The sequence below is a fragment of the Anaerolinea thermophila UNI-1 genome (genome assembly GCF_000199675.1).
GTDB lineage: Bacteria > Chloroflexota > Anaerolineae > Anaerolineales > Anaerolineaceae > Anaerolinea > Anaerolinea thermophila.
Map to the genome: position 1 here is coordinate 2,371,028 of NC_014960.1, position 13,808 is coordinate 2,384,835.

Sequence of the window (13,808 nt, forward strand, 5' to 3'; positions counted from 1 at the left end):
AGAACCCGATCATGAACCCCATTGCCCGTCTCACCCGTGTCCCCCTGCGCGACGTCTGGCATCACGAAGCCCTGAACTTCACCCGCTGGCTGGCAGAAAACCTTGACCTGCTTTCCGATCCCACCGGTTTGCGCCTTTCGCTGGTGGAAGCTGAAGCCGCCGCCGGAGATTTTGCCGTGGACATCCTGACAGAAGATGCAGATGGCAACCTGGTGGTCATCGAAAATCAACTGGAGCGCACCGATCACGACCACCTGGGCAAACTCATCACCTATATGAGCAACCACGATGCCAAAACGGCAATCTGGATCACCAGCCAGCCGCGCCCCGAACACGAAAAAGCGGTGCACTGGCTCAACGAAACTCTGCCCGACGATACCTCTTTTTACCTGCTTCAGGTCGAAGCAGTACGCATTGACAACTCCCCGCCTGCGCCGCTCTTCACGGTCATTGCCGGTCCAAGCGCGGAGAGCCGCCAAATCGGCGAACAGCGCAAAGAACTGGCACGCCGTCACATCCTGCGAATGGAATTTTGGGATGGTTTGCTGAAGAAAGCCAGGCAAAAATCCACCTTATTTGCCAACATCTCTCCCGGCAAAGATCACTGGATCAGCACGGGTGCCGGAAAAAGCGGATTAACCTGGGCGTATGTCGTTTTGAAGGACCATGCCCGGGTAGAACTGTATATTGATACAGCGGACAGTGAAAAGAACAAACACTATTTCGATGCTCTGCTCCAGCACAAAGAGCAAATCGAAGCCAGTTTTGGCGCGCCTCTGGAATGGCAGCGTCTGGATGAGAAGCGTGCGGCGCGCATTGCTTACCTGATTCGGGGGCATGGCGGACTTCCCAACCAGGAAAACTGGGATGCGCTTCAAGACGCCATGATTGATGCGATGGTGCGCCTGGAAAATGCCCTCAAACCGCATCTTTCCCGCCTTCACTGAATCGAGGAAAGTGTATGGCTCACAACTTCATCACCAACGCCAAACAGCAAAATCTGAAAGAGCGCATCCAAACCCTCATTCGACACAGCCAGGAACTGAAATTCCTGGTGGGGTACTTCTACTTCTCCGGCTGGCGGGAACTCTACAAGGCATTACAGACTCGCTGGACGAACGCACGTTCGGCCAATACCCCTTTTTCCATCAAAATTCTGGTCGGGCTGGATACCGACCTGCACATGGGACGGGTCATTGAAATTGCTGACCCGGAAGCGTCCCAATGCAGTCAGGATGAACTGGTAGGACGATATTTTGCTTCTCTGCGCTCCGCCTTGCGAGATGAAGATTTCGACACCCAAGAGTTCTACGAACAGGTCTCTTTCTTCCTGGAACTACTGGAAAGCGGCTCCCTGCAGATTCGTAAGGCTCTCGACCCCAATCATGCCAAACTTTATCTCTTCTGTTTGGATGAAGATGGGCGCTCGCTGATCAACGCCCCCGGACGTTTTATTACCGGTTCGAGCAACCTGACCCGCGCCGGGCTTTCAGATCAGCAGGAATTCAATGTGGAAATCGGGGATTACGGTTGGGAAGACGCCGAAGAATATTTCAACGATCTCTGGGAACAAGCAATCCCCCTCAGTGAAAAGCCAGAACACAAAGAGAAAATCGTCCGCGTGATCCGCCGCCAAACGCAAGTCGCTGAGATTACCCCCTTCGAAGCCTATGCGCTGGTGCTGAAAACGTATCTGGATTTGATGGAACTCAAGTCTCTCAGCCCTCATATCAAGCGGATCATGCAGGCACGGGGATATAAGGTGTACCGTTATCAGGAAGAAGCCGTTCAACAAGCCCTGACAGTTCTCAATCAATATGGGGGTGTCATCCTGGCTGACGTGGTGGGATTGGGAAAATCCATCATTGCCAGTTGGCTGGCACGGGAGCGCAACGGGCGCGGATTGGTGATCTGCCCCCCGGCTTTAATGGGCGACCCAAAAACCCGCGACAGCGGCTGGTACAAATACCTGAGCGATTTTGGGTTGCACGACTGGGATGTGTACTCGCTGGGATCGCTGGACAAGGTGCAGGAATATTTATCCACCTACGGCGATGATGTAACCACCATCATTGTGGATGAAGCCCATCGTTTCCGCAACGAAGACACCGAAGCCTACGAACGCCTCAGCCAGATATGCGCAAATCGGGGTGTGATTCTGCTCACTGCCACACCTTTTAACAACACCCCCTTGGATATCTTCGCCTTGCTTAAACTGTTCATTCCGCCGGGTAAGTCCACTTTGACACTGGATGAGAGGCTTGCCGCACGGTTCGCCCGTTATAACAGCGAGTTTCGCAAACTTTCCTATATCCTGCGGTACTATAATGCGGGTGGCGAAAAACAAAAGCGTGCTGAAAACTACTACACGGATATTTTTGAGGACCTTCCGCCCATTCAGGTCAGCCGGGTACAACGGGAAGTACAGCGTCTCGCCGATGAAATCCGTGCGGTCATCGAGCCGGTAATCATTCGCCGCAACCGCCTCGACCTCAAGAAAGACCCTGTTTATTCACAGGAAGTCACTGAACTTTCAGAAGTTGCCGATCCTGTCCAACTCTTCTACGAACTGACCCCTGAGCAATCCCATTTCTACGATCAGGTCATCCACGATTTCTTTGGGGAAGAAGGACAGTTCTGTGGTGCGATTTACCAGCCTTTCGCCTATGAAAAGCAGTCTCAGGGTGAAAAACTGGAAGAGGAATTTACTTACCAGCAACAGCGCAACCTGTACGATTTCATGCGGCGCTTGCTGGTCAAACGCTTCGAGAGTTCGTTCGGGGCTTTTGCCCAAAGTATTGAAAATTTCATTCGTATTCACGAAATTGTGCTGACTTTTATCGAGAATACCGGAAAATACATCCTGGATCGCACTCTGATTGAAAAGATTTGGGAAGAAGATGAAGAAACCATCGAAGAAGCGCTGGTGGCATTCGCCAACAGGTTGGCAGAGAAGCCCGACCTGAACCCGCGCCATGACCGCATTTATGAAATTGCCAAGTTCGACGAATCCGAGAAGTTCATCGAGGATATTCGGGCTGACCTGACACTGCTTAAGAACATCAGGCAACGGATTGAAGCGCTAAATCTGGTACATCAGGACCCCAAGAGCCGGTGCCTGGTTGAGGCAGTTAAGGAAATCCTGGAAGCAAAACCGAAGCCAGGGGAACCGCGCCGCAAGGTAGTGATCTTCAGCGAGTACCAGGATACCATTGCTCACATTGCCCCTCAAATCCAAGCCGCATTTCCAGGGCGCGTGCTGGTCGCGCAAGGTACGTTGAGTAAGAGTTTCTTCGACGACTTGCTAGCCAATTTTGACGCCAGTTATTCCAAAGGCAAGCAAAGGGATGATTACGATATCATTTTGGCAACGGATAAATTATCCGAAGGCGTTAACCTCAACCGCGCCGGAGCCTGTATCAACTACGATATCCCCTGGAATCCAACCCGCGTCATTCAGCGCCTTGGGCGTATCAACCGCATTGGCGCAAAAGTTTTTGATACGCTCCATATTTACAATTTCTTCCCCACAGAGCAGGGCGCTGAGGTGGTCAAAAGCCGTGAGATTGCCGCCCAAAAGATGTTCCTGATCCATAATACCCTTGGGGAAGACGCTAAAATCTTTGCGCCGGATGAAACTCCATCCCCTGCTGAACTTTTCAAACGCCTCAACACCAATCCGGAAGAAGCAGAAGAAGAAAGTTTGCTCACCGCCATTCGCCGGGAATTCTTCGACATTCAAGAACAATTCCCGGAGATTGTGAAAGGGCTACCGGACTTCCCGCCGCGAGTGAAGACCGCCAAACGCGACAAAAGTAATGAATTGCTGGTATTCCGGCGCAAGGGACTGCAACTTTTCATACATGCTGTACCCAATACAAAGGATGATAAATCAGAAGTACAGGCTCTCTCATTAGAGGAAGCCATTCCACACATTCGGTGTCAGCCCGATACCCCACGGGAAGCGCTCAGCGCCAATTTCTGGTCTGCGTATGAAGCCGTCAAGGAACATCGTGAGCACATTCCCATGCCCCAAAGCGAACAATCCTTGAGCGTCAAAGCCGAAAATAATCTTAGAAGTGCTTTGGCAAATCATGCGGCTGATTTACAGGAATATCTGCCATTTATCCAAACCCTGCTGCGAGACTTGAAAGAGTTCCAGACCCTGCCCAAATACACCCTGCGCCGTCTTGCCAGTGTGGAAATGAACGGAAAAGTTTCCCAAAAAGACCTGCAGCGCTTCCGTTCCGAACTGGAAATGCTACGCCGCACACTCGGCGAGGATTATCTGGAACTCATCGAGCGTCGCGCGAGAGAGTTCCGCAGTGAAATCGTGATTGCGGTGGAAAATATTGCTGGCGATGAAACAATAGAGAATGTTGAATAGAGAAATTTTAACAGGCAGGGGATTATGAAAACAGAAAACTCATTTTTTGAGGAAGCAAAAGAGTGGTCATGCCGAAAAATGGCGATTGTAGAAAAGTATCTAGATGGGTTTACAAAAATTTTAGGTAACAGAGCTTCTTCAAGCTTGGTTTACATTGATGGCTTTGCAGGAAGAGGAATATACGGCAACGATATAAAAGGGTCTCCCGTGAGAGCAGCTGAACTTGCTTCCGGGAAATATTCAAACATCTTACAATGTGTTTTCGTCGAGAAAGATGATGACAATTTCAATGACTTGCAACAGTACACTACTCAGTATTACTCTTGTGTTGAAATCTACAAAGGGGAACTTTCGGAATATGCTGACAAGATTCTGAGTGATGCGGGCGACAGAGCTGTATTAGTTTTTCTAGATGCCTTTGGTGTCAAAGGGATGGGATGGAAAACGGTTCAAAAATTCATATCACGTAAGTTCATAACAGACTGCTGGCTTAGACTTGATCACCGAACCATTCTTCGATTGCTTGGATACATCGACTCCGATTCCAAAGATGCACGGGGTAAACTAGACCTTTTAATTGAAACTTTTGGAATCTCTGATCTTAATTTATTGCGTCAATTAACTGATGCCCCGTCATCACTAGAAAGAATACAAAAGGTTGTGAAGTTATATCAATCTCGTCTAAAAAGCTGTATGGGACAAAATGGATTTGTTGGATCATACCCGATCATTTCTTTGGACGGACAAAAAAAGTACCATTTGATGTTTGCATGTAAGAACCGAAAAGCAGCGGTCCTTGCAAATGATATTGTGAATACCGTGGAAGATGACTTACCGGTTAAGCAAGCTGAATACCAAGAGCATATTCGCTTTCAAAAAACAAATCAGCCTTCTCTATTAGAGCTTACACCCTCTTTGGAGGAAATATTTCATTACAAGGTAAATGGTTTGAAGCAAAAAATATTAGAACTCCTTCAATCCCAGTCGGATATACTAACTATTCACTATGAACTACTGAATCAAAATCCTGATTTATTTGGAACTTTTCGTAGAAAACACCTTACAAAAGCTCTAAGTGAGTTACAAGAGGAAGGTTGCATTGAACTCGATGGTGCACCAAGCAAAGAGATTACAAAAGTCTATCGCCTAAAATAGAATATTAGTGCTATGATTTTATATGTAATAAGATTCTTAGGGAAAATATGTCTGCTAAGTCTTTGATTGAATGGACCGAATCCACTTGGAATCCTCTCACAGGCTGCAATAAGATTAGCCCAGGCTGTAAATATTGCTATGCTGAACGCCTGGCAATACGATTAAAAGCCATGGGGCAGGAGAAATACCAGAACGGATTTAGACTTACACTACATCCTGAAGTTCTTGAGGAACCCTTATCATGGCACAAACCTCAAATCATTTTTGTTAATTCCATGAGCGATTTATTTCATGAAAATGTACCTATTGAGTTTATCCAGAGAATCTTTGATGTCATGTCACGCGCTCATTGGCATACTTTCCAGATTCTAACAAAGCGTGCAGAACGACTACTGCAACTTGATCCAATTCTAGAATGGCCTGAGAACGTATGGATGGGAGTAAGTGTCGAGAACGAAAATTATACTTATCGAATTGCCCACTTACAGAAATCAAGAGCAAAAACAAAATTTCTTTCTTTAGAACCCTTACTCGGTCCCATCCCCAATCTTGAACTAGAAAAGATTGATTGGGTTATTGTTGGTGGTGAATCTGGTCCGCACGCACGTCCAATAAAAATCGAATGGGTTCGTGATATTCGCGACCAATGCTTAGCAAAAAATGTCCCTTTCTTTTTCAAACAGTGGGGCGGAACAAACAAAAAGAGAACTGGGCGGTTATTAGATGGCCAGATTTGGAATCAAATGCCCATTTTATTTTCTTCTAAGTAGCCTCTATAACTTTTGTGGCGTACGACCACCTTACAGCTTACCTGGTTCACCCCACAGGAATCATCCCTACTATATTTACACTATGAAAAGCACAAGCCGGGCTCTGGTAAGCCCGGCTTGTGGAACCCTGTGCTATGCCGGATGCCTGGCAAGGTACGCCCACGCCGCAGTTGTACTGTCCCAAGACCCTGCGCAGAAAAAGGCAAGAGCCGGACTGGGTAGTCCGGCTCTGTTCCCGCAAGGTCATCTTCAGGCTAGCCAGCCTGGATCGCCAGGAACGCACGCGCCATGCGCTGCGCTTCGCCCGCTCCCTTGCCCTGGTAGCCCTTCCCATCCAGGTTGGCAAACCAGTGCAGGTAGTCCTGCCCATCCTTGGTTTTGGCAATCTCCGCCAGCGTCTTGCCCTGGTATTTACCTCCGGGCATGACGAACTCACCAGGATTGGACAGGTTAGCAGGCTCACCAGCAGGTTCAGGCTCTGCACTCATCTCGCCTCGCCCCTCCAGCCGCGCCTCGCGCTCGACCGCGCGGGATGTGGCTTTCTCCAGACGTTCCGCAGGCGGCAGCGCCCATTCGGGCAGTTGCGGCGGGTTTATGATCTTGCGCTTCTGGGCGTCATAGTCGCACCAGACTTGCGGCAGATCATACAGGTATGCTCCTAGCCCAAACTTCACGCACGCCCGCTTGAACGCCTGCGCCGAAGCGGTCGTAACCGCATTGGGTTCTGCCCGATCGCCTTCCTCGCCCGCGAGCAGGCATTCGCCATCTCCCGTGCGGGTCACCCCGGCAATGGTCAAGCGGCACAGCACCACCACCCGATCCGGCTGCATCATCACCTGATACTCATCCTGCCAGTCAGGACACACCAGGTTAAGCCGCTGGATGTACGGGCGGCTGTCCACATAGGCCAGAGCCAGGGCTTTGGTCTTCTCGCGGTTAGTCGCACCCGGCTTGAACTCCACCTCGTGTGAGGGGAACGGCTCCTGGAGGGCATCCAGGATTTGAGAGAAATCAAATTGCTGAGACATGGTACACCTCCTTTTACACCCCCGTCCGCCGCCGGGGGCAAAATGAGTGTTTTGCCCTGCGACGTCAGGGGGAGACCGCACGGCTCCCTTCCGTCCATGACGGCAGTCACGGACAGAGAGGAACCGTGCGATCTGAGGTTGCCATGTCCCGGCTAGCCTGATTCGGTTGTTAACGTACAATCCCTTGCGGGACATCACCCCGGCGGACTTGCACCGCCCAAAGGCACTCCTGCGGGGTGGAATTCTCAGTGTGGCAGGGCGGGTAGCCCTGCCGATGTGTTACTCGCTCGCCATTTGTTCGTGCCATCCCTCCACAACCGCTTCGCCCACAACATGGCGCCATTGGGGCATCACACGGTCGAGGCATTCCAGGCATACCGCATAGTTCTCCCAGACTACCGGCACAGGGCGGATGGTAATTAGCGCATTGCAGAGGTCACAAATGACCTCATCCGCTGACAGCGTACCGCCCACTTCCAACACATTGCCGTCCCAGTCGGTGATGATGAATGCGGGTCTCTCGGTGGGCATCCACAGGATTAAGTCATTGGTGTTCATGCGCCCCCCTTTATACAGGAATAGCGTGCATGATTTTTACCGCCAGGATATGCTTGCATGGCTGATGGCGCTTCTCAAAGTCTGGACAACTGCACTGCCACTCTGGACACTCTTTGGGATCCGGAAGATGATGTAAGTGACGATCCCACGTCCATTGATCTATCCCGTAAGTGACCAGATAGATCGCACCTTGTCTTGAAGACATGGTGGAATGTACCGCCCAGATTCGCCCATCGACGATATCCAGCACCCGCATCTGTCGAGCGGACAAGCCTGAAAAGGCTTTTTGCAGTCTTTTTTGAGTGTCTTCGGTCATCTTGTCCTCCTTTGGGTCAGTGCCGCACCACTGACCCATGTGGTATGAGTCAATGGGTTGGAGCGGCAACCCAAATTCGGACTAGAACGAGACGTCTTCTTTTTCCGCTTCTTCCACGTCCTGGTCTTCGTAGGCATCAGCCAGGTAGCGAATTTCATCATACACATGCTCGTTGAGCGCATCTGCCAGGTGGTCTGACAGATACTCAATGAGCCGTCGCCAGTCCTTGGGCTGATTACGCCCTTCCAGAGCGCGGAATACGTCTTCTTCTGTCACAGTGAGGTTAGCGACTTCGTCCGACCAGAAGATGTACTTGCGGACGGTCTGGATATGCTCACAGTCTGCCTTCCCGCAAGTACACGAAATCGGCTGACTTTCGAAATCGAAGACGATTTCCTCATTCCCCGAATCCGCAACCCTGTACACACTGCGCGTAATTTTGAAGACTTCCTTTTCCATGGCTTCCTCCTTCGGGTCGGCTCCGCACCGCCGACCCAGGTAGGATGAGTCGGCGGGCAAGTGCGGTTGCCCGAAAGAGGGAGAGAGTAGGCGAGCGATATAACCTTGTTAAGGTGCTTCCCCTCTTTTGAGGTCAGGTCACTCCTGCGGGACTTGCACCCACACGGCTTCGACAGGCTCAGCCATCAGCACTCTGCGGAGTGAGAATGGAGATGAGCGGATAGCCCATCTCGTGGAACGTCTTACCTGCGCTTCAGCGCCCCAACCAGCACGCTCACCAGCGCTGCTTTTCGCTCTTCATTGCTCTGGCTAAGTGCCAGAACAATTACCGCCTGCACGACAATCAGGAACAGCGTGAACAGCAACGGGATGAGCACCAGCATCAGGAACGTCAGCGCAATAATCAGGTTGGGATTCATGGTGCACCTCCTTTCTCTGGAACCCCCGGCCGCCGTCCCCCTCACAGCAGGCGGGGATTCCAAAGCGGTAAGCGCCCATTTTCCCTTGTTAATGTTCCACGTCCTCACAGGGCTTGTGTCCACCGTGCGGAATTGACCCGTGCGGACTTGCACCGCATGTGGGGTGAGCCTGTCGAACCCCGGCACTCTGCCGAGCCAAAAACAAAACGCCAGAACCTCACCGCTCTCGCGGGAAAGGCTCTGGCGGGTAGCCATCGCTTCGGGGAGGAGGGTGTCCGTCCCTTGGTTTTCTTTGTTTTTAATTATACCCTCCCGCCCGTGGTCGCGCAAGTTATTCCCGATTATAATTACCCTATTCCACATCAAACATTCTTCTAACATCTCTCAGGAGGGTTCCTATGACCTTAGCGCGTCGCTTCATCGCCTTCTCCCTGCTGCTCCTCGTCCTTGCCGCCTGCACCCCGGCCACACCCCCCGCACCCACCAACACCCCACGCCCAACCCCCACCGCCACCCTCATCCCCACCGCCACCCTCATCCCCACCGCTACCCCCGAACCTTCCCCTACCGTTGACCCCTGCGCCTACGACACCTCCTACTGGTCCCTCACCCCCATCGAACCCGCCAACACCGGCTCACCCAAATCCCACCTCTACCGCCTGCCCGAGTGCGCCTACGCCGGTCTCAAAAAGGCCGTCGCTTTTACACTGCTGCGCGTCTCCGGCGGCTGGCTCTTTTCTGAACTCTACCGGGCCCTCGGCCACGACTACGGCTACCCGTATCCATATGTCGCCGGTGCGCTGGTGAACACCGAGACCCAGAGCGACGTCTGGTACAGCCCAATCACCCAGGAGTCGCCTTTCTATACCCGCTGGTGGAACTTTGACCCGGCCACGCACGAGAGCCACTCGCAGTACATCTTCGCCGGGTGCTACATGAATGTCAGTGTGTACATTCAGCCCCCGGGCGAGTACCGCGATCTCCCCTACGGCTGCACCGTGGCCGAGTTCATCCCGTATGACCCAATGGGGATTATTTCGCTTGAGGCGCCCGAAGAGGAGCGTCTGAAAGCCTTCTACTCCAGCCTGATGTCGAATTTTCCCAACGTGGACCCCAAGGCCGCGGGGTTCAAGATCGAACGCTACTACGGCTACCTGGGCGACGGGGTGTGGATGTATTTGGGTTATAACGAAGAGACCATCCAGAGCTACCCGACGCGGGAGCGGTATGACATGAACTGGCAGATGTACCGCTTGCGCGAGCCGGCGCTTCCGGTGATGGACCTGGCATGGGTGGAGCAGGAGTTCAGCTTGGCCCCCAAGCCTGCCCCCTGGGAAGTGCTGGACGTGCCAGCGGAGATCAACAAAGAGAACCGGCAGACCATCAACGCTTCCAACACCCGCTTTTTCCGCACGGTTGTTTTAAGAATAACGCCAACGCCATGAGTAAGGAGGTTCTATGCGCCGTTTATTTGTAGCGATTGTTCTGCTGGCCGGGATCGTTCCCCTGGGAACCCCCGACAGGGTTCGGGCCGATACCCAGCCCCCGCCGACAGGCTGTGGTGGTAACGGGTGCGATAATACTCTTCCTATCGATGTCTGTCCCGGCGGCTGTGCGCCCGGCTGTGGCAGTGGGGGCGGGATCCTCTCTGCATCCTGACTTCACCATTCCTCCGCCCACAGCGGATCTTCCTCGTTCACCTCCGCAAACTTGCCCGCAATCAGCGTCTCCACGTCCGTGGCACAGCCGTGCGCCGCTACGTGACGGCAGTCCGCCGCCAGCACCCCGCGCTCCTCCACGTTGCGCGCTACAAGCATCACCCGTCCGCCGTTGAGTTCTGCATTCATGCGCCACTTGGCATTCCCCTCATGCAGGCGCGTGCCGGTTTCCACTTCGACGTACCCTCTCTGCCCGTCCTTTGAGATGCACAGATCCGGGCGCGCGTTGCCCTGCACCTCGGGCAGAATCTCCACCGTCCATCCCCGCAGTCTTGCAGCGGTGGCAAACAGCAATACTGCCAGGGTATGCCCTTCCTGCTTCTCGCCTTCGTGGTCCTTCAGCAGGCGCTCCCACTCGCCCTCCACCACCTGCCAGCCCAATGCACGGCAGAACTGCCTGCCTTCCTCGCTCAGCCGCGCCACCGCCAGCCGGGTGGGCATATTCCCGGTGACGCTCATCGAAAGCGTCTGCCGCACAATCAGCCCGCTCTCTTCCAGCGCCTCGAACACCCGCCGGATGGCGCCGCTGCGGTACTGCGCACCGGTGGCATCTCCCACGTACCGCCCAATCTCGACCTGCACGTTCAAGCCCTCCGCCAGGCACTTCAGCACCATCCCCCGCCGCTTCAGGTGCAGTTCCTCATCCGCCCTGCTCATCTGCCCGCGCACCTGCCAGCGGTATTCATACGCTCTGGGGATTTTCGGCATCACAAACCCCGCCAGCCGCCCCTCCGACGCAACCGGGACCGGAGGGGGTGCAGCGGGCAGCAGCGGATTGTCCACATCCACCCTGCGCTGGTAGGGTGACGCCTTTGCCAGCGCCAGTTCCCGCTCCAGCGCGGCAATCTTCGCCTGTAAGGCGGCGATTTCCGCCGCATGACCGTTGCCGTTCCCGTTACCGTTGGACTTGCCCCAGCCTGCCTGCGGTGTCAGCGAGACTGCCAGAAAGAAACTGCGCCAGTCCTCCGGCTTCCACGTCCCCGGCGCGCCCGGGTCCAGTTGCCGCATCCGCTCCAGACGCTCCCCGTCCAGCCGGTACGCCAGTTCGGTCAGCACCCCCACCAGCGCGCGCACCTTGCGCTCCGCCATGTCGCGGAAGCCGCGCTCCGCCGTCAGCAGGTCATCCAGCATCTTCAACCGCAGATCATCCGCCGCCATCCAGCGCCTCCAGCGCCGCCTGTACCGCCGCCACTGCGGCGTTGTACTCCCCGATTCCGCTCGCCCATTCCAGCACCGCCTGCGCCGCCGCATCCACCTCTGCCCGTGCCGCAGCCAGGCTCTCCACCTTCTGCGTGGACAACCGCCGCCGCACAGCGCCCACCTCAACCTGCACCCGTGCCGGGTCGGGACGCTCCCCCGCCAGCAGTTCTGCCAGCCGGTTGGTATCCTCCAGCAGCTGCAGGCGCTCCGCCCGATACGCCTGCTGGAGCTTGCGCACCTGCCACTCCTGCCAGGTGAGCAGCCGCCCGCCTTCCGGGGTAAACACCCGTCCCAGCGCCATCAGCCCCAGCAGCGCCAGAAGTGTCATCACCGCGTACCATCCGCTCTCTTTCTTCACACCGCTCAAATCAATCTCCACCTGCACCTCCTCTTGAGAAAACGGCTGTGGTCGAGGGGTGCGCCCCCAGTGAGCGCCTGCCCTCCCTTGCCGGTCACTGCATCAGGCGCAGCAGGGTGCGGGTCAGCCCCGCGTAGTATCCCGCCAGCGCCTCGGTCAACAACCGTCCCACCATTGCCGTAAGAGCCACTCGAATCAGCATCGCCCACATGGCGCCTGCCAGACTTCTGGTCATCGCTCACCTCCAGTATGGGATGATGAGCGTCCACGCCCCGGTGACGTCGGACTGCCCCGGGGGTTCCTTCCGACGTCACTGCAATCCGGCAAAGCGCATTCGGGCGTTTACAGCCGTCCGAATGGTCACCTCCTGTCCGAATGTAACCATGAGAGGCACACGGGCCTGTGCCCGGCACTCCGCCTGTCCGTTCTCCCAGTCCAGCCGCAGGGAAAGGCTGGGGGAATACTTCACCGCGCTCTTCTCCTCCAGCATCTGGTAGAACGTGTTCTGCGCCCGTCCTACCAGATACCAGTTCTGAAGGTAGCGGTCGTCCCTGATCCGCTGCCACGTTGTCCGGTCGGAAATGCTCCAGGACACATCCTCACAGGCGGCATCCGTCGCCTGCGCCAGCCGTCCGCGCACGTACAGCAGTCGTGCGCCGTCTCCAACCAGCATCAGCAGCGGAATGAGCACCAGTCCCAGAAACGCCGCCGTCCATGCCAGGCTGGAGCCGCGCTCCCGTTCTCGCCGGGTTTTGGGAATCATCTCACCAGCCCTCCTGCCGGAATATAGCGTTCGCCCGTCCCTGAAACTCTGCCGGGGTGGATACCCCGAACAGCCTGCCCAGCCCGCCGAAGTAGTTCGGCACCCGGTAGGTCACCGATACGGTGATCGGGCTGCCGGGCTGTCCGCCGCCCGTCACGGATACGGTGTAGTTGCCCACCCGCACCGCTGAGAGTTTGTTCTGCGCCGCAGCGTAGGCGGCGCTGACCGGCGCAGTCTGCGCCATGCTTCCCATGCGCGCTCCGTACTCGGCGGCGTTCGCGGCGTTGATCGCCGCAAAGCCCAGCAATGCCAGGTTCACCAGTCCCAGCGAGACCAGCAGCAGGACGGGCAGGGCGAAGGCGGCTTCGTCCAGTTCCGCGCGGCGCGATCCCAACCGTTGTATCCACCGTCTCATCCCTGCCCTCCTTGCGCCTAACTGCCCAGCGTGGTTGCTAGCTGCTGGAACTTGGCAGCAATCGCCTGACCCAGCGGGGACAGACCCACAATTGCCGCGATGACGAACAGGGCGATGAGCAGGGCTTTTTCGTCCAGCTCAGCCCGCGCAGATTGAAGACGAACGTACAGTTTAGCAAACATACAACAACCTCCTTGAAATGAAATGGATTTAAAGCAAAACGAGCACCACCCCGGGGCAGGGGCTTTTGGTGCACGTCTGC

17 protein-coding genes are annotated in these 13,808 nt (G+C 55.0%); 6 read left to right on the plus strand and 11 right to left on the minus strand.

The window, feature by feature from the left end; genetic code table 11:
- Positions 1 to 11: 11 nt before the first annotated feature.
- The 4 genes from ANT_RS10580 to ANT_RS10595 are packed head-to-tail and all read left to right on the plus strand — an operon-like array spanning position 12 to position 6,312.
- A complete protein-coding gene (locus tag ANT_RS10580) occupies positions 12 to 947 on the plus strand; it encodes a DUF4268 domain-containing protein (protein WP_013560515.1) in 936 nt (311 codons plus the stop codon).
- 14 nt (positions 948 to 961) lie between these two features.
- Entirely contained in the window at positions 962 to 4,387 is a 3,426-nt protein-coding gene (locus ANT_RS10585) for a helicase-related protein (protein ID WP_013560516.1), read from the plus strand.
- Positions 4,388 to 4,411: 24 nt separating this feature from the next.
- Entirely contained in the window at positions 4,412 to 5,542 is a 1,131-nt protein-coding gene (locus tag ANT_RS10590; RefSeq protein ID WP_013560517.1) for a three-Cys-motif partner protein TcmP, read from the plus strand.
- A gap of 47 nt (positions 5,543 to 5,589) precedes the next feature.
- Positions 5,590 to 6,312 (plus strand): DUF5131 family protein, encoded by a 723-nt coding sequence (locus ANT_RS10595; RefSeq protein ID WP_013560518.1) that lies wholly within the window; start codon positions 5,590 to 5,592, stop codon positions 6,310 to 6,312.
- Between the two features lie 254 nt (positions 6,313 to 6,566).
- On the opposite strand, the gene ANT_RS16470 is transcribed toward ANT_RS10595, so the two are convergent.
- The 5 genes from ANT_RS16470 to ANT_RS17375 form a co-directional block, all read right to left on the minus strand.
- Positions 6,567 to 7,340, minus strand: a complete 774-nt coding sequence (locus tag ANT_RS16470; RefSeq protein ID WP_013560519.1) for a Rad52/Rad22 family DNA repair protein — start codon at positions 7,338 to 7,340, stop codon at positions 6,567 to 6,569.
- A gap of 279 nt (positions 7,341 to 7,619) precedes the next feature.
- Complete coding sequence (locus ANT_RS10605; RefSeq protein ID WP_013560520.1) at positions 7,620 to 7,898, minus strand: hypothetical protein; 279 nt, start codon at positions 7,896 to 7,898, stop codon at positions 7,620 to 7,622.
- A 10-nt stretch (positions 7,899 to 7,908) separates the two neighbouring features.
- Positions 7,909 to 8,214: an SWIM zinc finger family protein gene (locus ANT_RS10610; RefSeq protein ID WP_013560521.1), complete on the minus strand. Its 306-nt coding sequence runs from the start codon at positions 8,212 to 8,214 to the stop codon at positions 7,909 to 7,911.
- Positions 8,215 to 8,295: 81 nt separating this feature from the next.
- Positions 8,296 to 8,673, minus strand: coding sequence for a hypothetical protein (locus ANT_RS10615; RefSeq protein WP_013560522.1), 378 nt, complete (start codon positions 8,671 to 8,673; stop codon positions 8,296 to 8,298).
- 242 nt (positions 8,674 to 8,915) lie between these two features.
- Positions 8,916 to 9,092, minus strand: coding sequence for a hypothetical protein (locus ANT_RS17375; protein ID WP_155818111.1), 177 nt, complete (start codon positions 9,090 to 9,092; stop codon positions 8,916 to 8,918).
- A 398-nt stretch (positions 9,093 to 9,490) separates the two neighbouring features.
- On the opposite strand from ANT_RS17375, the gene ANT_RS10625 reads away from it, so the two are divergent.
- Entirely contained in the window at positions 9,491 to 10,537 is a 1,047-nt protein-coding gene (locus ANT_RS10625) for a hypothetical protein (protein ID WP_013560524.1), read from the plus strand.
- Between the two features lie 13 nt (positions 10,538 to 10,550).
- A complete protein-coding gene (locus ANT_RS17380) occupies positions 10,551 to 10,751 on the plus strand; it encodes a hypothetical protein (protein WP_155818113.1) in 201 nt (66 codons plus the stop codon).
- 2 nt (positions 10,752 to 10,753) lie between these two features.
- On the opposite strand, the gene ANT_RS10635 is transcribed toward ANT_RS17380, so the two are convergent.
- The 6 genes from ANT_RS10635 to ANT_RS17390 form a co-directional block, all read right to left on the minus strand.
- Positions 10,754 to 11,968 carry a hypothetical protein gene (locus tag ANT_RS10635; protein ID WP_013560525.1) on the minus strand — a complete coding sequence of 405 codons (1,215 nt, stop codon included), beginning with the start codon at positions 11,966 to 11,968 and terminating at the stop codon, positions 10,754 to 10,756.
- Positions 11,955 to 12,389 (minus strand): hypothetical protein, encoded by a 435-nt coding sequence (locus ANT_RS10640; RefSeq protein WP_041454944.1) that lies wholly within the window; start codon positions 12,387 to 12,389, stop codon positions 11,955 to 11,957. The genes ANT_RS10635 and ANT_RS10640 overlap by 14 nt, the downstream gene beginning before the upstream one ends.
- Positions 12,390 to 12,462: 73 nt before the next feature.
- Complete coding sequence (locus ANT_RS17385; RefSeq protein ID WP_013560527.1) at positions 12,463 to 12,603, minus strand: hypothetical protein; 141 nt, start codon at positions 12,601 to 12,603, stop codon at positions 12,463 to 12,465.
- A 75-nt stretch (positions 12,604 to 12,678) separates the two neighbouring features.
- Positions 12,679 to 13,131: a hypothetical protein gene (locus ANT_RS10645; protein WP_013560528.1), complete on the minus strand. Its 453-nt coding sequence runs from the start codon at positions 13,129 to 13,131 to the stop codon at positions 12,679 to 12,681.
- A gap of 1 nt (position 13,132) precedes the next feature.
- Positions 13,133 to 13,546, minus strand: a complete 414-nt coding sequence (locus ANT_RS16475) for a hypothetical protein (protein WP_013560529.1) — start codon at positions 13,544 to 13,546, stop codon at positions 13,133 to 13,135.
- Positions 13,547 to 13,563: 17 nt separating this feature from the next.
- Positions 13,564 to 13,728, minus strand: coding sequence for a hypothetical protein (locus tag ANT_RS17390; RefSeq protein WP_013560530.1), 165 nt, complete (start codon positions 13,726 to 13,728; stop codon positions 13,564 to 13,566).
- Between the last annotated feature and the right edge of the window lie 80 nt (positions 13,729 to 13,808).